Annotated in this window: 20 protein-coding genes; 9 read left to right on the top strand and 11 right to left on the bottom strand. The window is 60.4% G+C overall.

Features of this window, described 5'->3' with window-relative positions; all coding sequences use genetic code 11:
- Positions 1–3: 3 nt before the first annotated feature.
- Genes DES53_RS03810 through nikR form a run of 3 tightly spaced genes read right to left on the bottom strand, consistent with a single transcriptional unit; the run spans position 4 to position 1,876 of the window.
- Complete coding sequence (locus DES53_RS03810) at positions 4–657, bottom strand: urea amidolyase associated protein UAAP2 (protein WP_113956853.1); 654 nt, start codon at positions 655–657, stop codon at positions 4–6.
- A 5-nt stretch (positions 658–662) separates the two neighbouring features.
- The gene (locus DES53_RS03815; RefSeq protein ID WP_113956854.1) at positions 663–1,379 is read right to left on the bottom strand and encodes an urea amidolyase associated protein UAAP1; all 717 of its coding nucleotides are present in this window, start codon (positions 1,377–1,379) and stop codon (positions 663–665) included.
- Between the two features lie 23 nt (positions 1,380–1,402).
- Positions 1,403–1,876, bottom strand: a complete 474-nt coding sequence (gene nikR, locus DES53_RS03820) for a nickel-responsive transcriptional regulator NikR (protein WP_113956855.1) — start codon at positions 1,874–1,876, stop codon at positions 1,403–1,405.
- Between the two features lie 212 nt (positions 1,877–2,088).
- Between nikR and DES53_RS03825 the strand changes: the two genes are divergently transcribed.
- The 4 genes from DES53_RS03825 to DES53_RS03840 all read left to right on the top strand — a co-directional run bounded on the left by DES53_RS03825 (position 2,089) and on the right by DES53_RS03840 (position 6,712).
- Entirely contained in the window at positions 2,089–3,096 is a 1,008-nt protein-coding gene (locus tag DES53_RS03825; protein ID WP_113956856.1) for an ABC transporter substrate-binding protein, read from the top strand.
- 51 nt (positions 3,097–3,147) lie between these two features.
- Positions 3,148–4,653: an ABC transporter permease gene (locus DES53_RS03830; RefSeq protein ID WP_113956857.1), complete on the top strand. Its 1,506-nt coding sequence runs from the start codon at positions 3,148–3,150 to the stop codon at positions 4,651–4,653.
- Positions 4,650–5,549: an ABC transporter ATP-binding protein gene (locus DES53_RS03835; RefSeq protein ID WP_211325433.1), complete on the top strand. Its 900-nt coding sequence runs from the start codon at positions 4,650–4,652 to the stop codon at positions 5,547–5,549. The genes DES53_RS03830 and DES53_RS03835 overlap by 4 nt, the downstream gene beginning before the upstream one ends.
- Positions 5,550–5,743: 194 nt before the next feature.
- Positions 5,744–6,712, top strand: coding sequence for a fatty acid desaturase family protein (locus tag DES53_RS03840; protein ID WP_170156825.1), 969 nt, complete (start codon positions 5,744–5,746; stop codon positions 6,710–6,712).
- Between the two features lie 66 nt (positions 6,713–6,778).
- Here the strand turns inward: DES53_RS03840 and DES53_RS03845 are convergent, their stop codons facing one another.
- The gene (locus DES53_RS03845) at positions 6,779–8,578 is read right to left on the bottom strand and encodes an exo-alpha-sialidase (protein ID WP_113956859.1); all 1,800 of its coding nucleotides are present in this window, start codon (positions 8,576–8,578) and stop codon (positions 6,779–6,781) included.
- A gap of 183 nt (positions 8,579–8,761) precedes the next feature.
- On the opposite strand from DES53_RS03845, the gene DES53_RS03850 reads away from it, so the two are divergent.
- A complete protein-coding gene (locus DES53_RS03850) occupies positions 8,762–9,247 on the top strand; it encodes a putative molybdenum carrier protein (protein ID WP_113956860.1) in 486 nt (161 codons plus the stop codon).
- A gap of 173 nt (positions 9,248–9,420) precedes the next feature.
- Positions 9,421–10,494: a class II fructose-bisphosphatase gene (glpX, locus tag DES53_RS03855; RefSeq protein WP_113956861.1), complete on the top strand. Its 1,074-nt coding sequence runs from the start codon at positions 9,421–9,423 to the stop codon at positions 10,492–10,494.
- A gap of 22 nt (positions 10,495–10,516) precedes the next feature.
- On the opposite strand, the gene DES53_RS03860 is transcribed toward glpX, so the two are convergent.
- Positions 10,517–11,233: a hypothetical protein gene (locus tag DES53_RS03860; protein WP_113956862.1), complete on the bottom strand. Its 717-nt coding sequence runs from the start codon at positions 11,231–11,233 to the stop codon at positions 10,517–10,519.
- A 197-nt stretch (positions 11,234–11,430) separates the two neighbouring features.
- On the opposite strand from DES53_RS03860, the gene DES53_RS32750 reads away from it, so the two are divergent.
- Positions 11,431–11,598, top strand: a complete 168-nt coding sequence (locus DES53_RS32750) for a hypothetical protein (protein WP_170156826.1) — start codon at positions 11,431–11,433, stop codon at positions 11,596–11,598.
- Between the two features lie 15 nt (positions 11,599–11,613).
- On the opposite strand, the gene DES53_RS03865 is transcribed toward DES53_RS32750, so the two are convergent.
- The 4 genes from DES53_RS03865 to DES53_RS03880 form a co-directional block, all read right to left on the bottom strand.
- The gene (locus tag DES53_RS03865; protein ID WP_170156827.1) at positions 11,614–12,498 is read right to left on the bottom strand and encodes a hypothetical protein; all 885 of its coding nucleotides are present in this window, start codon (positions 12,496–12,498) and stop codon (positions 11,614–11,616) included.
- 236 nt (positions 12,499–12,734) lie between these two features.
- Positions 12,735–13,454, bottom strand: a complete 720-nt coding sequence (locus tag DES53_RS03870) for a glycosyltransferase family 2 protein (RefSeq protein ID WP_113956864.1) — start codon at positions 13,452–13,454, stop codon at positions 12,735–12,737.
- 24 nt (positions 13,455–13,478) lie between these two features.
- Positions 13,479–14,672 carry an SAF domain-containing protein gene (locus DES53_RS03875; protein WP_113956865.1) on the bottom strand — a complete coding sequence of 398 codons (1,194 nt, stop codon included), beginning with the start codon at positions 14,670–14,672 and terminating at the stop codon, positions 13,479–13,481.
- A gap of 75 nt (positions 14,673–14,747) precedes the next feature.
- Positions 14,748–16,682, bottom strand: a complete 1,935-nt coding sequence (locus DES53_RS03880) for a hypothetical protein (protein WP_170156828.1) — start codon at positions 16,680–16,682, stop codon at positions 14,748–14,750.
- 123 nt (positions 16,683–16,805) lie between these two features.
- Here DES53_RS03880 and DES53_RS32755 point away from each other — a divergent pair, with 123 nt between their 5' ends.
- The gene (locus DES53_RS32755) at positions 16,806–17,585 is read left to right on the top strand and encodes a DUF3313 family protein (RefSeq protein ID WP_170156829.1); all 780 of its coding nucleotides are present in this window, start codon (positions 16,806–16,808) and stop codon (positions 17,583–17,585) included.
- A 6-nt stretch (positions 17,586–17,591) separates the two neighbouring features.
- Here the strand turns inward: DES53_RS32755 and DES53_RS03890 are convergent, their stop codons facing one another.
- A complete protein-coding gene (locus DES53_RS03890; protein WP_113956868.1) occupies positions 17,592–19,829 on the bottom strand; it encodes a redoxin domain-containing protein in 2,238 nt (745 codons plus the stop codon).
- Positions 19,830–20,037: 208 nt separating this feature from the next.
- Between DES53_RS03890 and DES53_RS03895 the strand changes: the two genes are divergently transcribed.
- The gene (locus DES53_RS03895) at positions 20,038–21,612 is read left to right on the top strand and encodes a hypothetical protein (protein WP_170156830.1); all 1,575 of its coding nucleotides are present in this window, start codon (positions 20,038–20,040) and stop codon (positions 21,610–21,612) included.
- Positions 21,613–21,626: 14 nt separating this feature from the next.
- Here the strand turns inward: DES53_RS03895 and DES53_RS03900 are convergent, their stop codons facing one another.
- Positions 21,627–22,523, bottom strand: coding sequence for an AraC family transcriptional regulator (locus tag DES53_RS03900; RefSeq protein WP_113956870.1), 897 nt, complete (start codon positions 22,521–22,523; stop codon positions 21,627–21,629).
- Positions 22,524–22,601: the final 78 nt, after the last annotated feature.

Here is a 22,601-nt window from a genome sequence, read left to right on the forward strand (position 1 = left end):
AACTCAGTCCCAGATGAGAACCCTCACCGGCGTCGGGTTGTACGCGTTGCAGGGATTGTTGAGCTGCGGGCAGTTTGAGATGAGACACATCACGTCCATCTCGGCACGCAGTTCCACGTAGCGATTCGGTCCTGAAATACCGTCGGCAAAGGAAAGTCCGCCGTCGGGGGTCACGGGTACATTCATGAAGAAGTTGATGTTGCAGGTGATGTCGCGCTTGTTCATGCCGTGGCCCCACTGCTGCACGCCACAGATGAAGCTGTCGCGGCAGGCGTGCATGGGTTCGACATCGAAGGAGTAGCGCATGGTGTTGCTTTCCCTGGAGCAGGCGCCACCGAGGGTGTCATGCCTCCCGCAGGTATCGGCGACGATGGTCAGCAGGGCATGGCTGCGTGTCGAGTACAGAGTCGTGCCGGTGGATAAATAAAGATTGTGCCCGCGGCGGATGGTATCGCTGGCGCTGTAGCGATCCAGCGGCTCGTGAAGGTTGTAGAAGAGCGTGTCCGCCGCCTGATTTCCTTCCACATCAACGATGCGCAGGACCTGGCCTTTCTTCACGGGATGCAGCCAGTGGTCGCCAGCCAGCACGGTATGGTCGTAGGCCGCGCAGGAAGGGTCGAGAGGGGACTCTTTGAGCAATGAAGTGGAGGCTGCCATGGTGCTTAGCGGGAGAGCAGGTAGTAGTCGAGGGTGTTGCGGTAGGCGCGCGCATTCTCCGGGCGTACCGTCATGGTGGCGTCTTCCATCGTGGGAGTCGCATTGGGGAAGACGCTGAGTTTCACCGGGCGTGGGTCATAGGGCGTGGAGGGGTGCAGCGGATGCTGGCACGTATTCAGCACCACGAGTGTGTCCATTTCGAAACGCAGATCCACGTGGTCGCCCGCCTTCGAGTGGCCTTCCATGTAGGAGAGATTGCCATCCACATCCGCCACCACCTTGCTGAAGAAGTTGATGTTCGGCACGAGGTCACGCTCACCGAGCCCCCACTTGGCGAGCTCAATCAAAAAGCACTCGCGTCCGTTCCGGTAGAATTCGTTCCGCGCTTCCTGGAAGTTGTGCACGCCGTAGCGTTCCTCCACGAGTTCCGCATCGCTGGTGCCACACACGGTATCATGCCAGCCACACGTGTCTCCCGTGATGGAGGCAAAGAGGCGACCCATGTCCGAGTGTATGCCATAAGGCGCGCGAAGGTAGAAGATGTGCTGGCCCTTCAGCGTGTCCGGCATGTTGTAGCGCTCGTGGCGCTCGGGCGCGTGGTAGAGCAGCATGCCCACATTGGCGCCACCGGTGAGGTCGGTGAGGCGCAGCGTCTTGCCACGGGAGATGACCCGGGACCACATGCCCGCGCCGGTGAGTTCGATTTCGTAGATGGGTTCCATTGAGCGATTGATGATGTCCGGGCTCAGGCAGCTTCGGATTCCACTTCGGGAGATTGAATGGGCGGGAGGATGGTGCGCGAGAGATTGAAGCGACCGCTAAGCACGCCCTTGCAAGCCAGCAGCTCGCTGGCAATACGGCGCAAGGTCTTTGCCCTTCCTTGCACCAGGAGCACCTCCATGGTGTGACTGTTCTCCAGCAGCACCTGCAGTGAGCTGATGACCTCTGTGATGTGCGTGTACTGGATTTCGGAGAGCTGCTGCTTCAGCCCGGGCTTCTTGTGGTCGTAGAGCAGCGTGATGGTGCCGGCCATGAGATGGTCTCCCTTCAGGCTGTAGTAGTCTGAGATCTGCTGTTGCATCATCTCCGAGATGGCCTGGGAACGGTTCGTGAAGCCACGCTCGTCCATCATCTCCTCGAACTGCTTGTACAGAGGGACAGGCAGGGAAATGGAGATGCGCTGTACAGGCTCGGGACGAGAGGGGGAGGTTTCCGGCATGCATGCCGCAGCAAGCAGCGGGAATGCCACCGCGTCATACGAAATTCGCCGCGAGTAATATTCATATGTGGACCGGGTGGGATGAATGTCTCCGTGCCGGCGCGTCATACGAAGTGCCTCAAGAAATATTACGATCTTTGGGCCGAAGCTGGATTTTGGCATGCCCGGTGCTGACTTGGAGGGCCTTCACCACCGACCCAAGGAGGATACACATGCTGAAATTCATCTTGTCCAAGACCAAGACCCTTGCCGTGGCCGCGCTTGCAGGCGTTGCCTTCTTTGCCCCCGCGTCGCAGCTCGCTGCCGCTCCATTGAAGATTGGCTACAGTGACTGGCCCGGCTGGGTTGCCTGGGAGATTGGTGTGAAGAAGGGCTGGTTCAAGGAGGCCGGTGTGGACGTGGAATTCGTGTGGATGGACTACGTGAAGTCCATGGAAGCCTATGCCGCTGGCCAGCTTGATGCCGTGTGCATGACGAATGGCGACGCCCTCGTGACAGGCGCCACCGGCAAGCCCTCCGTGGGCATCGTGGTCAATGACTTCTCCAACGGGAATGACATGGTCATCGCCAAGAAGGGCATCGACTCTGTAAAGGCGCTCAAGGGCCAGACCATCGGCGTGGAAGTGGGCTTTGTGGACCACCTGCTGCTGCTCAAGGGACTTGAGCTGAATGGCATGACCGAGAAGGACGTGACGCTGAAGAACACTCCGACCAACAACACGCCACAGGTCCTTGCCTCCGGTGAAGTCGCCGCCATCTGCGCCTGGCAGCCGAACTCGGGGCAGGCTTTGAAGGTCGCCCCGGGATCGAAGGCCATCTTCACCTCCAAGGATGCTCCTGGTCTCATCTATGACCTGCTCTATGTCGATGCCGCCAGCCTCAAGGACAAGCGTGCCGAGTGGAAGAAGGTGGTGGAGGTCTGGTACAAGATCGTGGCGTACATGTCCGAGGAGAAGAACCTCGACGAGGCTCTCGTCATTCTCGCCGGTCGCGTGGGCGTGACCCCCGCAGAGTACGAGCCACTGCTCGGAGGCACCATGATCCTCAAGCCGGATGCTGTGCTCAAGGCGTGGACGAAGGGCGAAGGTCTCGATTCCGTCTATGGCTCCACCAAGGTGGTGGATGCCTTCAATGTGAAGTACGAGGTCTACAAGGAGCCTGCCAAGACGGAGAGCTATCTCGACCCCTCCCTCACCTTGGAAGTGCTCGGCAAGAAGTAGTCCTCACCTGCTTCCAGTCGCACCGCACCTTCCTCAACGCTGAACATTTGCATGGGTTCTGACCATCTTCCTCCAGAACCTCAGAAGCATCGAGAGCCGTGGTTTGCCGTCCGGAAAGATCTGGACGGCACGCGGAGCTCGGCGCTGATGACGTTGTCATTTGTCCTGCCGTTGCTGGTATGGATTGTTGCCTCGTACGGTCCCTTCTGGAAGGCCCTGCATGAGGTGCAGATCTCCGCGGAGAGCCCCTCCGTGGCAAGTGTGTATGTGCCGGGCGACCGGCTCGCGCCGGAATACTTCACGCCATTTCAGGAGGCCATTCGCAAGGACAATGCCGCCGTGCAAACCGCGCGGGACTCGGGTGCCCCGCTGGAAGCCACCGCGCGACAGAACAAGAAAGTCGTGCGCCAGATCTTCCCGCTCGCCCTGGCGGAAGGCTGGGTCGGCAAGGAAGATGAGGCCAACGACGACAAGCTGCGCACCGTGTGGCTGAAGATTGCCAGCGGCGAGTCCGTGCCGCAGAAGGTGGTCCCCAGTGCGGAGAATGAAAAGATCATCAAGGCCAATGCCACGCTGCTCGCCGGCGCCGAGTGGCCCACGCAGGCGCTGCTGAAGCTGGTGCCGCAGTCGCGTGTCTCGTATGACTATCCGGTGTATCTCGTGCCTCCGCACAAGGTCTTCGCCACCGCATGGGCGGACATCAAAGGGAAACCGGAGGACGCTGGCGCGGAGGAGGGCACGGAGAACAAGTCCGACGCAAAGCCTCTGCTCGTGCGCTATCAGGAGTCGCTGCGCACCATCAGCCTTGGTTTCCTGCTCGCGGCGGTGCTGGCCATCCCGCTGGGCATTCTTGCGGGCACATACTCGGTCTTCTCAAGGCTGCTGGAGCCTTTCACAGACTTCTTCCGCTACATGCCGGCACCCACGTTCGGCGTGGTGTTGATGGCAATCTTCGGACTCGAAGCCGCGCCGAAGATCATGCTGGTCTTCATTGGTACGTTCCCGACGGCATTGCTGGTGATTGCGAATACTACGCGGCAGCTCGATGTCTCACTGCTGGAGGCGGCGCAGACGCTGGGTGCGAATCAGAAGCAGCTCGTCACGCGGGTGATCATCCCGGGCATCATGCCCACTCTGTACAATGACCTGCGCATCCTCATCGGCTGCGCGTGGACGTGGTTGGTGATTGCAGAGCTGCTCGGATTCAAGAGTGGCCTCACGGAGATCATCGATACCCGCGGCCGCCGCTTCCAGTTTGAGCATGTGTACCCAGCCATCTTGATGATTGGTCTCACAGGTTTCTTCACAGACCAGTTCCTTGGCTGGTTGGGACGAGGGCTGTTTCCATGGGCAGTGCGCGGTCATACACCCTCCGCGCGCTGGTTTATCCGTGCGCTTACGTTCTTGCCTGGCCTTGCCGTGGCCGGTATTCGCAAGGCCTCGGCTTATGCGGAGAAGCCCACTTTCCCGGCAGTTGTACCTGCGGAGCCGGCGTCAGCGGCACCCGAGCCATCACCTCTTCCCGCAGTCACGCCCACGCCTCGCACCACGCTATGATTGCCACTCTGGACCTTCCGGACTACCGCACGCAGACGCCCGCGGTCGCGGAACGCTTTGCGAAGCTGAAGCAGCGCCCGCCGGTCCTCTCCGTGCGGGGGCTGGAGAAGCGTTTTCCTTCGCCGCAGGGTGAGGTCACCGCACTCAAGAACATCAACTTTGATGTGCATCGTCGCGAGTTCATGTGTGTGGTGGGTCAGTCCGGCTGTGGAAAGTCCACGCTCATCCGCATGCTCGCGGGATTGGAGACACCCAGTGGTGGCGAACTGCTCGTGGATGGCAAGCCTGTGCGTGGACCAGGACGCGATCGAGGTATGGTGTTCCAGGGGTACACGCTTTTTCCGTGGCTTACAGTGAAGGCGAATGTGATGTTCGGCCCGCTGATGGCGGGCAAGGCGAAGTACACTGCCGAGTCCGAAGCTCGCCAGTGGATCGAATTGGTGGGGCTCAGCAAGTTTGAGGATGCCTATCCGCACCAGCTTAGCGGCGGCATGAAGCAGCGCGTGGCCATTGCACGTGCCCTGGCGAACGAGCCGCGCATTCTTTTGATGGACGAACCCTTCGGCGCACTGGATGCACAGACACGTGCGCAGATGCAGAGCTATCTGCTGCAGATTTGGAAGAACATCGACATCACCATCCTCTTCATCACGCATGATCTGGATGAAGCCGTGTACCTCTCGGATCGCGTGCTCGTGCTGGAAGCTCGCCCGGGACGCGTGAAGGAAATCATCGAGGTGCCTGTGCCGCGCCCGCGTGACTTCTCGCAGATTGCGCTGCCCGAGTTCATGGCGACGAAGAATCGTCTGCAGGAGCTCATCCATCCCGAGTCTGAAAGGAAAGAAGACAAGCTGCCCATGCTGCGTCTCACCACGGTGGGTGATGATGTGGAATAGGGCGAAGAGGAACGGAGGTCGAGCGTCGGCGCTATCGATTTTGAGGTCGCCTCTGGCCGTGGGGGTTCACAGAATATATTTGCAGAGACGGAACACCGCCGGCGCGATTCCGCATCATGGAGCAGGGCGCACTTCACGGGGCTGCGACATTGAACGTCGGCGCAGCCCACACAATCCCGGAATTCTCACCGCGAATGCTCGCTGCAGAGGTTCGTCAGTTGTCCCAAGTGAGCTACGGGCGCGCCGCGTGGGCCATCGCCCTCCAATGGATCGTCATCGCTGGCTCGCTTGCCCTCGCGCTGCACTTCCGTCATTGGGCGGTGTGGCTGGTGGCCGGAGCGGTCATCGCCACGCGTCAGACCGCCCTCGGGGTATTGATGCACGAAGCTGCGCACTACCATTTGTCGTCCCGCAAATGGCTCAATGACTGGATGGGAGATCTCCTGTGCGCATTGCCGATCTACATGACGACCGTTGGCTATCGGTACGAACACATGCGGCACCATCTGCACACAAACACTCCTGAGGATCCCACTTGGGAAAAAACGCAGCTGGATAGGGATCTCCTGGTGTTCCCCCAAGGGGCGCTCAAAACATTTCGAGTCTTTCTCTTCGACCTGTTGGGCCTGCACATCCCGCGTATGATGCGCTACCTCCGCTCGCGAACATATCTCCACAGGCTGGTGACGGGCGACCCGCCGCGGCTCAGCGCAGCCGAGCATGTACGGTGGTTTCTTTTTCACGCCGCGCTGATCACTCTTCTTGCCGTGACCGGCGGCTGGATTCCCTACCTGCTGCTCTGGCTGGTACCCAGCATGACCTTGGGGACGGTGCTTTTCCGCATCCGCATCCTTGCCGAACATCCCGCCACCAAGGCGGTCGATGAAATTCAAGATACTCGATTTGTCGAAGGGACCGTGTTGGAGCGCCTCAGCATCGCCCCGCTGAACATCAACTATCACCTGGAGCATCATCTCTTCCCCTCCGTGCCGTGCCATCACCTGCCGGCACTTCACAAGCTGCTGGTTGCTCATGGCATTTACAGACCGGGGCAGAATCACTTCCGCTCGTACCTCGGTCTGCGTGAAGGCATCCTGGGATGGCTCATCGGACGGGGGCGCGTTCTTCCGGCAACACCCGGGCCCCATGACAAAGACGCGTGATCAACCGAACAGCCTGGATGACGCTACTTGATGGGCGATGTTTTCACCCAGGCATTCACGAACGTATCACTTCGGTGCCTGAATCTTCAGATGCCGCGCCCGCGGAAAGTTCCAGCCCTTGGGCACATCATGATAACCAATCCACAACTCACCGGGGCTGCCCTCAATGATGAAAGGATAGGTCGTACTTTTTCCGCGCGCGACAGCCACGGGCGGTGACCACGTGCTGCCTTCATCTGCAGACACGGCAACATACAGCTCGCGGCGATTCTTCGCCTTCTTGTTCCACACAAGTGCGATGCGGTCATCGCTCAGGCGTGTCATATGACCTGGAGCAGAAGGTGCCTCGATGCCGCCTGCCTTCGCGGGCGTCCACGTCGCGCCACCATCAGCAGAATAGGAATCCCAGAACTGACCTCGCGTGGTGCGGATGAGCATCCACACGCGACCGTCCTTGAGTTCGAGCAGGCCGGGCTCAAGCGCCCCCTCATGATCACCAGCGCCGCCGATATCAATGGGCGCGCCGAGGGTCCAAGTCTTGCCGCCATCTGCCGAGATGGACACGCGACTTACCAGCCTGCCAGGGTCATTCACATAGTGGGAGTAGGGGACCATGATTTTTCCATCCTTGGTTTCAATCGCTCCATTCGTCGCGCCGCTGTAGCCATCGAAGATAGGTTGGGGAGTGGTCCAGGTCTTGCCGTCATCGGTACTGCGGGCGGTGTACACATCGCTCTGTGCTTCCGGTGTGGGATTGAGGTCCTTCCACTTCCACGTTTTGAAGGCGAGGTAGAAGATGTGGAGGGTGCCATCCTTGGTCCGCAATACAGAGGGATGCGAGGCCTGGCAGTCCGCATTCCGTGCGATCTCCTGCTCAGTGGACCAGGTCTTGCCCCCGTCTTTCGTCACGCGTGCCGCGATCCACGTCTGGCCTGCCTTCGCGTAGTAGCTGGAGGGCGTGGAGTACACCGCCATCATGGAGCCATCGCTGAGCTTGGTGAGGCCGCAACCCAGTAGCACCTTGTCGCCAGCGGCATCGAGTGAAATATCCGTGCACTCCGGGCCAATCTCCACGGTCTCTCCGCTGGACTTCCATACGGGGCCTGGCTGGATGCCAAGAGGCGCTGCCTTCTCCGTGGCGAGGATGCGCTCGCGCAGTAAGCGAGCCACCAGGCGATGGCCCTCATCATTGGGGTGCATGCCATCCAGCAGGAGCTTGTCGATTTCAAGTTTCTCCTCTTGCGCCTTGTCACGATACGCGAGTTGCGTGTCGATGAAGCGTATTTCATGCGCCTGGGCCACCTTGGCCGCAGCCTCGTTGTATTTCACCAGCGGCCCATTGAAGCCGTCTGCATTGCCCGGGTCATAGGGCGGCTTGCCGTACATCTTCTTGAGCTGATCCGTCCAGCGTAGGGGATTGGGACCCATGACGATGACCTGGGCACCGCTGTCCTTCAGTGTCTTCACGAAGTGGTTCAGATTCTCCGTGTAACGTTCCAGCTTCACACGTGGCTCCGTCGCCGGCGGTGTCTTCCACACATCCACCGCGGCGTCGTTGATGCCGAACTGGAGAACCACCAGCTTCGGCTTGTAAGCGAGCACGTCCTTCTCAAACCGCTTCCGCGCCATCTCGGTGGTATTCCCCCCGATGCCGGCATTGATGACGTTCACATTCCGCAGCTCCTCCTGTAGAATCGCGGAGTAAACGGTCAGGTTGCCGCGCGGAGCGGTGGTGGAATCGCCAAAGGCCACGACCGTGACCGGTTCCGCCGCAGGACTGGCGCTTGAGAAAAGTGCGCTGGTGAGGACGGCCGCGGCGAAAGCCGTCAGGTGGCGGGTAGGCGAAAGGAGGGGACGTTTGCTCATGGTCGGTGCAAAAATGAGGTGAACTGGCTCACGGCGATGCCTGTGTACGTCCCGATGAGGGGTTCACTTTCGTTCTGGAAAAACGGCAAACCTGCGTTTCCCCGTTGCATTATGGCCACATTGAGGCGACCGCTACCTTCCCCCTCGCCCACAGCGGGGCGAGAGGCAGAAAAAAGAGCAGTCATGGTTAAGCTCGAGAGCATCATTTCCGGTGGCCAAACAGCCGCCGATCGCGCCGCATTGGATTGGGCGATTAAAAACAGCATTCCTCACGGCGGCTGGTGCCCCAAAGGCCGCCCAGCCATTGATGGCAGCCTGGACGACAAGTATCAGCTCAAGGAGACTCCTTCAGAGGAGGGAATGGAGCGCATCGAGTGGAATGTGCGTGACGCTGACGCCACCGTCGTCTTCACCATGGCTGAGAAGGCTACTGGTGGTTCGCAGAAAACCCTCTCCATCGCCCGCAAGCTGAAGAAGCCTTGCCTGCATCTTCACCGAGGTATGCTCGCCGCTTCGGAGAAGCTCGTGACCTTCCTGGAAAAGCACTACGTGCGACGCCTCCACATCGCCGCTGCCCGTGAGTCCAAGGAGCCCGGGCTGGAAGGCTGGGTGGCCATGACCTTGGACAAGGCCAAGCGCCTCATTGACGAGCGTTCTGCCGGACTTTGACCTCACATGTGCGCCACTTGTTGGCGAAGCTGTCTGGTAAATACGGACTCAAGGTGGGGCAAGAGGGCTTGAGCTACCTCACATTCACTTGAGAATCTCACCATTTGCTTCCTAGACTGGGCACTGCTTTCTGAGCTCGCGTCCCCGCTCCGCTTCTTTTTCCCATGCTACTCATGTCCGACTCCCTTCCTCCGCTCCGCAGCCCGCTCGACCTTGAGCGTGTGCTGGAGTTTGAATTTGTGCGCGCCACTGAGAACGCCGCGCTCCAGGCCATCCACTACCTCGGACGTGGTGAGAAGGAGAAAGCAGATGCCGCAGCCTGCGCTGCCATCGCAGGTGTCTTCGACATTCTCGACATCAAGGGCGAGGTCGTCATCGGTGAAGGCATCAAGGATGAGGCGCCCGGCATCTTCATCGGTGAGCAGCTTGGCACCTGGCGCGATGGAGCACCGCGGTTTGATATTGCATTGGATCCCATCGACGGCACTTCGAATATCGCAAAGGGCATGCCGAATAGCATCTCGGTGATCGCAGCCGCACAGATTCCCGTGGGTGCACCGCATGCCATGCGGGATCTGCCCAGCTTCTACAGCCACAAGATTGCCTTCGGTCCCGCCGTGAAGCAGTTGCTCAATGGCAGCGGCCGCAATCTGCTGGACATGCCCATGAAAGACACGCTGCAGTTCATTGCCGATGCCCTGGGCAAGAGGGTGGGGGAGTTGGTGGTCTGCACCATGGATCGTCCGCGTCACGACACCATCATCAAGCAAGTCCGTGAAGCCGGCGCCGCGCTGCGCATGATTTCGGACGGCGACATCACCGCTGCGGTTGCTCCTTCCATGCCCGGCTCCGGTGTGGACGTGTACATTGGCATGGGCGGCTCACCTGAAGGTGTGCTGGCCGCCGCCGCGCTGAAGTGCCTGGGTGGTGACATGCAGCTTCGCATGTGGTTCGACAAGACCCGCCACGAGGCCCACTTCAACGAAGTTTCCGGCAGTCTCTCCAAGGAGGAACTCGAGCGTGTGTACCAGGTGGATGATCTGGTGATTGGCGAGAGTGCGCTCTTCTGCGCCACCGGCATCAGCGACAGCCCGCTGCTGCCCGGCGTGAAGATCACCGGTCATCGCGCCGAGACGCACTCCGTTCTCATGCGTGCCCGCAGCGGCACGGTGCGTCACATCACAGCGACACACAACCTGGATCGGAAGCTCATCCCGATGCGCCCGAGCTTTGCGAAGCTGATGTAGAGCGCTGTGTCCTTCCTCTCGCTTAGCGCGAGGGGAAGATGCTCCCCGGATTGTTCGTGAGTGGCGCCATGCGGGGCGTCAGCGGCCCCATGGCAGGCACTCCAAAGGGTACTGGTGGTCTGTAGATGTGAGGATATCTCACACCATGATAGTGAATGGTGTCCGTGGCCGGTGCAATGACCGTGCCGTCGTGGTGATGGCGGCGATGGTGCCAGTCGCGGTCGAACCACCTCCCTCCGAAGAATCCGTCCCGGCGGCCCCATTCATTGAAGTAGGGATAGTAGCTGGAGGAGAGCAAGCCGGGGAACACTCCATAGCCATATCCGTAGCCACCCATCAGCGTCGCTTCTTGCTGCATGGCTTGAAGATTGAGTCTCGCCGTCTCCGCTGCGTGAGACTGGGCTTCGGCACGGGCCACCTCCTTGCGGTATTCCCACATCATCTGGCGCTTCACCTTCAGGTTCTCCGCGCGCTCCTTCTCGTAGGCTTGCGCCTTCTCCGGATTGTAACCCAGGCGCACGGCGGTCTCCTCGGGCAGTTCGGCATACAGCAGTTTGGCACCACCATGCTTGTGGGAGATCATCACACCATCAGGATCCACTTGGAAGATGCGGCATTCCTCATAGACCTTGCCCCGATTGGTTACAATCAACTGGGTGGGCCTGTCATCCTTCGCCACCACGAGTCCGTGTGGCAGTACCAGAAACAGGAGTGCCGTGAGCAGAAACCGGGCTTTCATAGAACGGAATGGGTTGCTCCTCCAGAGTCTATGGGCAGGCTCGTTAAGTCTAGATTGCTATTTCCAGCAGCAAGGGTGGGTGTGGTAAATTTGGAAAAACCCGGATTCTGGGATCTTTTTTTGCGATTGCTTGAAGGTGACCAAGAGAGGGCCAAGCGGCCCCCGATTCTCGAATTCATGGAAAAGCCCCATTTCCCATGAACACGCCCCTTGAACCCTCGCCAGTTCCCGCACCGCCGCCGGGCCCGAACCCCAGCGATCCGAAGCCGATTCAGCCGACGGAACCCACACCCCAGCCTCCGATGCCAGAGCCCACGGATCCCACGCCTGCTCCGCCCCCACCGGTGGTGGTACCGGTGGCGTAGCCAGTGCGGCTCAAGTCACAAGCCCTTCATCGGGTCAGGAGCGAAGGGACGAAGCTGCAGGAGAGGTACGGCTTTTTCCTCTTGGGCGCCACTCTTGAACTTCAGCCACTCGTTGATCTGTCCTTCCCATCGGCGCATGGCGTCGTAGTGCGGACCATAGACGGAGAAAGGATATCCGTCGGGGTCTGTGTAGGCAGCGTACCAGGCTTCGAAGTCGTCGGCGTGACGCATCCTCCACACCTTTGGGTCATGAGGGAATTCATGGCTTTTGCACCAGGGAATCCATACCTCCTTGCGAACCTTCTCCAGCTTTTGAAAGACGGACCATTCCAGCCTGGCGCATTCCTTGATGTAGTCCTCCCGGGCGATGGATGACCTTGAGAAGATCTGCATCTGGAGGTCGTTTACGTTGGGCAAATTCTCGGCGTTCAAAAGCTCGAAGAAGAGGCAGCTCCAAGCATGTTCAAAGTGAGTGGCTGTCGGAAGATTGGGGTCACTCACATCTCTGATGGTGATGGACAGGGGCTCGCCGTTGCATCCACCATCCCAGTAGGAGGGGTAGCGTTGCGCGGCATCGAGATTGTCCGCGGCATGCGAGGTGGGCTTCCAGAAAATGGGCTGCCCGGCATGTTTTCCTTCGAAACGCTCAATGACCCACGACGCAATGGAGTCATCCACGGTGACGATATCAAGGCGACGCGAGGGGTAGGTGAGGAATTGCCCCATATGGGGACGGTCCTCGATCATCTTGTGGAGTTGATGGATGCCGTGATCCTTCCTCACCGCAAAGGACGCCGGAAGAGTCATCGTCCTCAGCGTGAGCCGGAGCGCTTCTGAGCGGGAGGCCGCAGTCGAGTTTTCAGAGGTCGTCGTCGCAGTCGTGGGAAACGCGCGCTTCATGACCGCGCTTGGGAGCAGTGGAAAAAGCGGATCGATGGCCGGCTGTTCTCCCCTGACGTTGAGTGCTGGGAGGACAATGGTCGCGCTCACGACCACATGCAGAAGCGGCAGAACCACCCATGGCTGGGACATCGAAGGCTTCATGGCCGGATTATCCCGACGGAAGTCCAAGGCGTCACGGTATTTTTGGGCGGACAGATGGGTCCGTGAGAAGCTGGGTCGACTTTCAGGGCCCGTCAGCTCTTCTGCCCCATCCGCTCGAAGAAATACGGCACGGAGATCTTCAGGCACTGCACACCATACTTGAGGGCTTTCTTGAAGGGGATGGAGCTGGCATCCTCCTCATAAGAAGTGGGGCAGGTGACTTCGCAGGTGAGGAACCCGGCGCGCAGTGCGCCGATGAACATCTGGTTGTCGAAGATGAAGTCGTTGCGGAAAGTGTGGAAGGGCACCGTCTCCAGCAGCTTGCGGGTGTAGGCGCGGTAGCCGGTGTGGAATTCGCTGTGGCTCACACCCAGGCACACATCCATGGCGGCGGTGATGGCGCGGTTCGGCAGGTAGCGCCAGAAGGGCATGGTTCCCTTGGCTCCCTTGCCACTGGTGCGTACGCCAAGGCAGAGATCCCAGTGCTCTGTGGCCAGCATGGAGGCCATCGCCAGCGTGAGCTTGGGCGTGTACTGGTAGTCCGGGTGGAGCTGGATCACGATGTCCGCCCCAGCGTCCAGCGCATACTGCAGGCAGCGCTTCACGTTGCCACCATAGTTCTGGTTCGTCTCGTTGCGATGCACCTCAATGCCCAGCGCTTGAGCAGCGGCCACGGTGTTGTCCTTGGAGCAGTCGTCCACGAGGATGATGGTATCCACAAACTCACGCGGGATGTCTCCCACGGTTTTGGCGACGGTCTTCTCCGCGAAATACGCGGGCATCGTGACGGCGATCTTCTTTCCTTGCAGCATGGTTCCGGTTCTGGCGAGCTCTACTCAGGCGACAGCGAGCTCCCGCGATCCAATGCGGGGCAGCAAGCTTTGCCAGGCGTGTTTAGCCAGAGAATCGGGAATGTCCACGTCAGAAGCGGAAAGGATTTGTCCGGCGGAGACGGAATGCCTCAGGCGGGCGCCGCTCAGCAGTCCGATGGGGGGCGCGGAGCCGCATTCAGAGAAGCGCATGGCTTCACCACGGAAGTCCATGCCGCCGATGGCCTGCTCGATGAGGTGACCGGCTCGCAGGTCACGCTTGGCAATAGCCACTACATTCACCCGCGGAGTGGGCGAGTTGTTCAACAAGGCGCCACGGCCTTCCAGCACGCGGCGGATGGTGCGGGGCATCTCCAGGTGGCAGAGGTGGTAGGGACGGAGCAGGGTGTAGTAGGGACCCTCGCCGAGCTTCAGGTAGCGAAGTACTTCAGGGCGCTCTGTGGCATGGCTGCCCACGAGGAAGACACCGGCCGGCAGCTTCGAGTTGAGCACGTAGTCACTGATGGGCCCACCAAGAGTGGTCGCCTCATGCCCCAGCATCAGAGCGGCATCTTCCAGTGGGATGTCGCGCAGGCCGAGCATGCCTCGTTGCACGATGTCCGCATTCATGCCGTTGGCCACCAGCGCCTGCTCAATCTGGAGCTTGGTGCCATCGGTGAAGCTCGTCACCTGGGGCACGCTGATGCCGTTGCGCTCGGCCCAGTAGGCCATCTCTGTCGCCGAGGGATTCTCGTTGAGGAAGCCCTTGATGTTTCCGTACACCAGCGGCTGGAAGCCCATGCCCACCGCCTCTTCATGAAGCGCCGCGAGGGATCCGGGTTGGTCGCCCTCGGCCTCAGTCAGGAGACCGCGATTGCAGAAGTACGAGCCCACGGTGACGTGAAACTCTGCGCCCATGGTCACCACGGGCAGTCCAGCCTTGAAAGCCGTATCCACCACCATGGAGGCATGCTGGATGTCCCCACTGCACTCCACGATAAGGTCGGAGTTCGCCACCACTTCATCCAACGAGCGTGTCAGCAGCTTCGGTTCGAAGTGCTGCACCGAATCAAGGGTGCGCCGCGTGAGCACCCGGCTGACCCCAAGGTCCGCGGTGGTGCGCATCAGCATGCACAATCCCATCGCGATGAATCCCGTACCCACAATGCCAATCCGTGCGGGAACAGATCGAGGAGAGCGGGATTTGACCAGGGGCTGCATGATTGGGGGCGAGTCGATTCTGACGTTAAAAGAAGGGAACGCAACCAATTACCGAATAAGATCTCTCCTTGACGTTCAGGGCGCTTTCCCCTTGTAGCGGAACACGTGCCGGGTCGTCGGATGAAGCAGACCATAGTGCACGGAGTGCAATTCGAACAGGGTGGGATCCTTCAGAATGTCGCAGATCGGCTTGGTGGAAGGCTGGCTTTCCAGGAATCGCAGAAACCCCACATTGATGTAGAAGCGCCGCGCGGACCGCTCCGATTCTGCCATCAGCTTGCGAAGCTCGTCCACCGTGTCGAAGCGGCGCTCCGCCGGGTCATACCCCTCCGTGTACATGCGGAAGGCGCCGCTCATGACATCCTTGTCGATGTCGGGGTTCCTTGGGTTGATCACCGTGCGGTAACTCGCCACCGCGTCGCGTCCGGGTTCTATGGGATGGTTTCTCAGGAGCGAACGAGGCTGACGGGTGATGAAGGCGAAGAGCAATACAGTCATCACGAGTCCCGCTTGCACCATGGCCTTGGCCGGACCTTCGCGTGCTGCTGCCGCCTTGGTCAGCAATTCCGCCCCTGCCGCCGCCATGAGGAAGAGACCGGGAAGGAAGGGACAGAAATACCAGTCGTAGGGCCTGTTCTTGCCCAGATACATGTGCAGCAGCATCACCGCAGGCGCGCCGAGGCTGAAAAGCAGGAGCGCGCGATGGGCTGGCTTCTGCAGCAGGGCCACGATGCCGGCGAGTGTCAGCACGAAAAAGAGCCCGATACCGGCGAGGTGCAGCACCGGTAGCGTCTGCATGGAGATCTGCAGGGCGTAGCGGTAGGGATTCTCCGGCTCATCCCAAGGCTGGTAGGGCTGGCCAAAGAACCAGGCCGTCAGGCCATCCTGCCAGAAGCGTCCGTCCAGCGTGCCGCGGATTTCCCCCTTGGCCATGAACTCCTGAAGCTGCGGCCAGCAAGGCGCCAGCCAGCCCACCACGATCACAAGCGTGAGCATGTTTGCCACGAACCAGCGGCGCGCGAGGAGCCACGTGGATGTGTTCTTCAGGCCAAGCTGGAAGAGGCACGCCGCAGCCGTGAGATTCAGCGCCATGGCAGGGTACACGCCCTGGAGATTGCTCCAGATCATGAAGAAATTCCCCAGGCCAAACAGCACCCACCAGATCCAGCGACCTGTCTGCAGTGCGCGCCCCAGCACTCCGAGCATGAGCGTGGCGCCCAGCATGATGAAGCCATACCCGCGGCCATCCACGCCGAAGCGCGTGAACCAGGGATGCAGCAGCAGGAGAAGCAACCCCCACCACGCGCTCAGCCCCCACACACGGAGCGCCCAGAAGAATGCGGGAATCAGCAGCAGCCCAGCGATGAAGACCGGTGCCCTCAGCAGCGCTTCACTGAACCAGGGAGCGGTGGGCTCGGTGCTCTTGTGAAAAAAAGCATCGTGTGAGAGCCTCGCAAACACACTGTACCCGAGATGGTTCGTGGGCTTGCGCATGTTCCACAAGGTGGTGGTCCATTCACGGGGAGTCAGTTTGAGAGTGCCATCCGGCTGGCGCTCCACGCGGTCGAGGATGAACCGGCTTGCATTGAATTCCTCGTCCCCCCACATGGATTGGAAGAGGCGCGGTTGATTGTGCCAGGCAGCCAGGCCCATGAGCGTGACGAGGGCGAGGATCTCCCACTTTCCCACCGGTCTCGTTTCCGGCTTGGACATGAACTTCATCTCCGCCGAGCGCCGTATGCCCAACCACGGAGATGCGAGGAGAAGGGCTCCCACGAGCATGAGATTTGTCTTCACCCCCTTCGGGAGCCACACGGATACGTAGGCCTCAGGAGCGGCGTTGCCGCCTTCAGAGCGCGCTTTTTCCTGCAGCTTCTGCAGCCGCTTCTCCGCCTTCTCAGGATTGCCCAACTGCTTCTTCAGCACAAACAATCCCAGCAGCACCACCGCGCAGGTGATGATGAAGGGCAGGGAGCCACGCCAGGGAAGGCGTGCAAGAAGGGATCGCATGCCGCGATGATGGAGAGGAGGACGCGCTGCTCAAGGGCGGCTTTCTACATCGCTGCGTCGCGGCGGACGGTTCCTTTCGTGCGGGATGCTTGCACCAAAAGAAATTGCCACGTAGGAGAGTGGATGCGTTCCCCCCGCGGTGTGTTGAGAGTTGTCCTTGTAGTCCCCCTTCTTGTGCTGTGCCTGGCTTCCTGCCGTTCCACCAATCAGCTTCTGAAGGCCAGGCCAGTAGCCCTGAGTCCTTTTGTCGAGCATCCACAGCTTCTACAGGACCATCGTGAGCACGTGCCGTTTCATCGCTTGTGGGTCACGGCGGACTCCGGCGCACGCGCCAGGGCCGCGCAAAAGACGGAGATCTACATCGCCCCGGTCACGCTGCGTTACTTGCGCCCCCTGAAGAAGCCCCTCGTACGCAAGGAGGTGGCGGCTGGCAGCATTGATCGTCGTGAAGCGGAAATGGCCCGTCAGCTCAGGAGCACCTTTGCCCAGGCCTTCGGCGAAGTGCCACCGTCCCGGTACTACGTATCTCCTGAGCCCAATGCCAGATCTGTCACGCTCGAGCTGGCGCTGGTGGAATTGAATCCCACCAGTCCCAAGGGAAATGCCGTGAAGACGGCTGCGAAATTCGTGGTGGGTCCGCTGGCCAGTCTGGGTGGCATGTTCACCAAGGGCAATGTCGCCATCGAGGGCAAGATTCGGAACTCCAGCACCCGCGAGTTGATTGCGGAATTCGCCGACAATGAGGCGGATCGCATGACGCTCTATACGCTGCGCGACTTCCGCCCGTATGGTCACGCCGAGTACGCCATGCGTTCGTGGGCGGAGCAGTTTGAGCGATTCACCCGTGCCTCCTACGGAGACAACATCGGTGACACCGCATTCTTCACATTGGATCCGCGGTGATGGTCGCTAGTTGGTTTTGACCTCCTCCGCCGGCGTCTGGGTGGAGGCTTCGGCCGCTTTTTCCTGCGGGGGCGGGGTACTGGAGCCGCCCTGATCGGCGGGTGGCGTCTCCTTCTCTTTCTGGAGCGCAATCAAGCGCTGTGACTCAAGCAGCAGATACTCCGGCTGGATGCAGGACTGGTGGGAGACATTGCTCCAAAGGATGCTGCTCTGTCGATCCACGAGGAAGGCGCCGTGAAGCGGCTTTTCCAGATACTGGTCATAGCAACCCCAGGACTTGAAGGCGAACTGCTGCCGATCCGAGAGCATGTTGAACGGCAGCTTCGGCGAGGGCGTGCCGGTGAGACCAAGCGCCTCCAGCAACATGGTGGCTTCCTCCGTGCTCACGACCACGATGGGAATGCCGAAGTGCGCAAACGAGGGCGCGTGGGTTCGCAACTCCTTGAGCGGTGCGGCATCCTCCGGGCGGGAGCCCCCTGCCTGAAAAATGACCAGCGTGTATTGTCCCTGCCACTTCTCCATGCCCACGGTGCTTCCCGTTTCATCCGGCAGGGTGAATCCAGGCGCCGGCAGCGGACTGGCGACAACCAGGGTCTGACTCATGGTGCTGGGGGCCGGCTTCGGGAGGGTGAGTGGTTGCCCTTCTTTGGCTGCCCTCAGCATGGCCGCCACGGGGATGGACGCGGGATGGTTTCGCAATTCCTTCTCGAGAAGTTGCTGTGCCTGCCCGGGATCGCCAGCCTTGGCAAAGAAGGGAGCCAGGGCGACCGCGGGCACATCCAGAATGTCCCCCACGTAGGCGGAGATGTGTCCTCCCGCGAGTTCGATGAAGGCCTCCGCACCGCGAGCCATGCTCTCCGCCAGTTCACGATGGCGGTCCATGGAACTGTTTGCCGTGATTTTTTCTGTGATCTGGCGCAGCTCATCGAGCTGGTTGTTGGCGTTCTGCGCGAATCCCTGGGCCGCAAAAGCGATGGCTCTCCAGTAGTGGGTCTGGGCCATCGCGAGCTGGCAACCTGCCTCATCCAGATCGGTGAGCGCATCCGTGCGTCCCAGTTCCTCCCACCGGCCTGCTGCCATGAGAAGCTGGGCGCGTAGACGACGTGCTTCTACAAAGGCATCACCCGGATCCACGTCCGGTTGCCGGTCAGGATTGAAATGAGGCCGGCGGGGAAGCTGCCGCAGATCGTTGGCGAGCTTCAGCGCGGCATCTGCATCGCCCTGATGGTAGAGTGCCCAGGATAGAAGCCGTGCATTCTCAAAGTCCTCCGGAGAATTCCCCAACTTGGAGAGAGAGACTGAGAGCAACTGGTTGGCCATGCGCCAGTCCCCGACCGCTTCCAGCGGCGCGGCGGCGAGCCTGAAGCCGACTGCCCCGGCTCTCTCCAGATCAATGCTCCTGGCGTAAGGCACAGCGCGGCGCGCATCTCTCTTCAGCCACAGCAGCACCCCGTACGGTGCCACCTGTCCCACGCCGATGGCATTCCCGATGGTATCAAGCTGTCCATCCATGGCCAAGGACTGCGGCAGGGGGGCGTCCACCAGATGATGCGCCAGAATTCGGTAGCGAACGGCGAACAGTTGCGTGGCGGCGTCCTGATTCTGCGCCGAGGCAATGGAGTCAAAAGCAGCGGCCAGTGCCTCCAGACGCCCGCCAAGGTCACCCGACTCTGCTGAGGCGAAGAAGGAACGGTAAGCGGTGGTCCAGGAGACCTCCACGGCGCCTTTCCCTGATGCAGCCTCGGCCTTGTCCAGAAAGTAGGTCGCCCTGCCAGGCTGGGTTTCATTGGCGATGGCCAGGCCAATCCAGGCTCCAGCACACTGCGGATCCTCCGTGGCAGCGGTACGAAAGCAGCGCTCGGCACGGCTCGAATCCAATGTGTGCAGTGCCAGGGTTCCCATCTGCATCAGGCTGGACACGGTTGGGTTTGAGGAGGTGAAGGGGACGGTGTTACCGGGTGCGCCTGTGCCAAGAACATCTTCCTTCATGAAGGGGCCTTGGGAAAAGGCCTCCTCGTCCGTGGATGGCTTCAGGAATCTCCGCCCAGTTTCCCAGTCCGCCTTGTAGAGGCGATCCATGGACGTGGGAATGGGGGCCTCCGCCTTGGCCGTGACAGCTTCCTTCTTCTCGACGATGGCCACCTGGATACGATCCAGTGCCCAGGAGATCCAATAGACCACGGCTGCCAGAGCCATGGCCATGATGATCATGATCCATCGTGCGGGGTTCTCAATGAAGGACATGGCGGGTCGGGGGACAGTCGGCGTTGCTGTTCTGCGTGGATCTTAACTAATTACGCTTGGGAGAACAAGCAGGCTGGTGGGATGTCACTGCGGAAGAAGGTTCTGACAAACGAGAGATAGGTGCCAATCAACATTTTTTGGCGGAAACACCCGCCGTATTGTCCAACCGAGAACGATCTGTTAAAAAGACGGTAACCCGATTCCTGCCATGAAATCTACTTGGTCCAAAATTGCAGGGCTTTCCGCGGTGCGAGCCTCTCTCCTGAGCGCAACTCCATGGCGGATGCTGTTGATGCTCCTGACATTGACGCTCTGGACCGCCAGCGTGGTGGCTGACCCGCCCATCGTCAACAAGCCGAGCGGCGCCAAGGTGAAGACCTATGGGAAGCCGAATTCCAACCTGAACACGAACTCCAAGCCAGGTTTCCAGACCGGCGGCAAGGGACATAGACCTCCACACGTGGTGGTCGTTCCGAAGCCCCCTGTCATCCCGATCCGGCCAAACAAGACGCCGCAGATTTCGGGCATTGCGACTCCCTTCCCAGACTCGTCCGTGAAGTCGTATCCCACCAAGGTGGAGGTGCGTCCTGCCCAGCCTCCGTTCGGTCCAGCGTATCCTCTGACAAAGTTTTCGCAATTCGGCCGCCCCGTCTCTCCTTTCGCGGCCAAGCCCACGGTGCAGCAGTTTTTGGGGCCGAAGCCGAATGCCTCCGGCATTACAGCTACCAGCACGCCTGTGCCCTCGGCCATTTCCACCACGAAGACGGTCTCCAGTTTTACGCCAGCGCCGAGAACGGTGGTGCCCACACACCCCTCCGGCTTCGTGGTTCGCTCAGGACATCCCCATCGTCCGGAGAAATGGCAGAAGGTGCAGGACAACTGCAACACGGAGTGGGACTCCTGGCACAGGAAGCACGGCTCACACGTGAAGACCATCCAGGGAGAGCGGCTGAAGAACTGGGGTGAAGTGTGCGGTCGCTATCGCGAACCGGGATGGGCCAAACACTTCCACGGCAAGGAGTACAAGAAGTGGTGTGGTGACGTGTGGAAATACCGGCAGGACCGCTGCGTGGAGGTGTGGTGCGACCGGAAGCCTTTCTGGAATCACGTTTTTGACAATAACTGGTGGAGCTCCTGCTGGTGGAGGAAGAGTCCTCCGAAGCATGTGATCGGCGCTCACGAGTCACCCTGGTGGTGGTGGCATGGCTGTGAGCCGGAGAAGCGGCGCACGTTCTTTGGCGTGGCGCTCGCCGTGCCGGCGGTCATTTATGACCCGGGCACCACAGTTCTATATGATGGCTCCAATTACTACGTGGATGGCGACTTTGTCTCCACCGCCGTGGCTGCTCGCGAGGAGGTCATCGACCTCGCGAATCCCGATGTGAGCGGTATTCTCCTTCCGGAGCCTGCGCCAGAGGGGGAGGCCGAAACCTGGCTGCCACTCGGTGTGTGGGCACTGGCCCAGCAACAGCAGGGTGACCCGACGATGTTCGTGCAACTGAGTGTGAACAAGGACGGCATCATCGCCGGTGCCTACAAGAACATCCTCACGGGTGACGAACAGCCCATCGTGGGCCGGGTGGATCTGAAGACCCAGCGTATCGCCTGGCATGTGGGTGATGCCTCGCAAACCGTGTATGAAACCGGGCTCAACAGTCTGGATAACGATGTGGCGAGTGTGTTCATCCACTTCGGCACCGAGGCTACACAGACCTGGCTGCTGGTGAAGTTGCCATCCCCAGAAATGCCGCCGGGACCGGTGAAGACGCCGCGGATCGACTGAGGGATCAGCGAAGTCTAGCTCTGGGAGCGAGCAGGCGTCTTCGCGCGGTGCTCGCTGGGTCGCCAGCCAATCCACTTCTTGAACGTGGTGGAGAACACAAAGGGATTCTGATGCCCCACCGCGCGGGCGATGGACTCGATCTTCTCATCCGTCGTGGCCAGCAGCTCCGCGGCACGACGCATGCGCAGCCATGTGACGTGGCGCATGGGTGAGCGACCGAGTTGCGTGGTGGTCAGTCGGCGCAGATGTTCCTCGCTCATGTTGGCATCACGTGCGAGGCGGGTGGCGGTCCATGGAGCGCCGGGATTCTCTGCGACTTTTTCCCACAACCGGGAAAGCCGCTCATCCATCTGCCACGGTTGGGCGAACTGAAGCACGTATCCCTGGATGAGTTCCACCCAGTGGTGGATGGCTGCAGGAGTGCTGTGGGCTGACTCGCACTCCGCCGCGAGCCCCAGCGCCGCCAGCCTCAAGCCAGTGCCATCGAATTTCGCCAGCACCGGCGAGCCTGCCATGACGATGGGCCGCTTCTCGGGCACGGATTGATAGCGCACCCAGGCGAACTCCCACTTCTTTCCAGGGACGGCGTGGAAGGCATTCAACAGGTGCGGTGGCAGTAGGCACGCCATCCCAGCGCGACAGATTTGCCAGCGTCCATCCACCAAAATACGACCCTCTCCACCGATGCAGGCCATGAAGTAGGTGCCGCTCTGTCTCATGCGCACGATGCAGTAGGGCGCATGCGCCTCACACACACCGAGGTGGGCAATGCGGTGCTGGGCCAGCGCCGGGCATGCAGGTGTGTTTTTTAACCATGATCGCTCATCCTGCTCGTCCACACGCACGACCACCTGCCGGGTGCGCCTCCCGAGGATGTGGGTTTCAGATAGGTGGTCGTGGGAGCCTGGCATGCGAGAATGTGGAGAATGGAAAACGAACCAGCGTTTCTATTTTCGCTTTGCGATTCACGTCAGGCAACGGTGCGTTCA

The organism is Roseimicrobium gellanilyticum (assembly GCF_003315205.1).
Taxonomy (GTDB): Bacteria; Verrucomicrobiota; Verrucomicrobiia; order Verrucomicrobiales; family Verrucomicrobiaceae; genus Roseimicrobium; species Roseimicrobium gellanilyticum.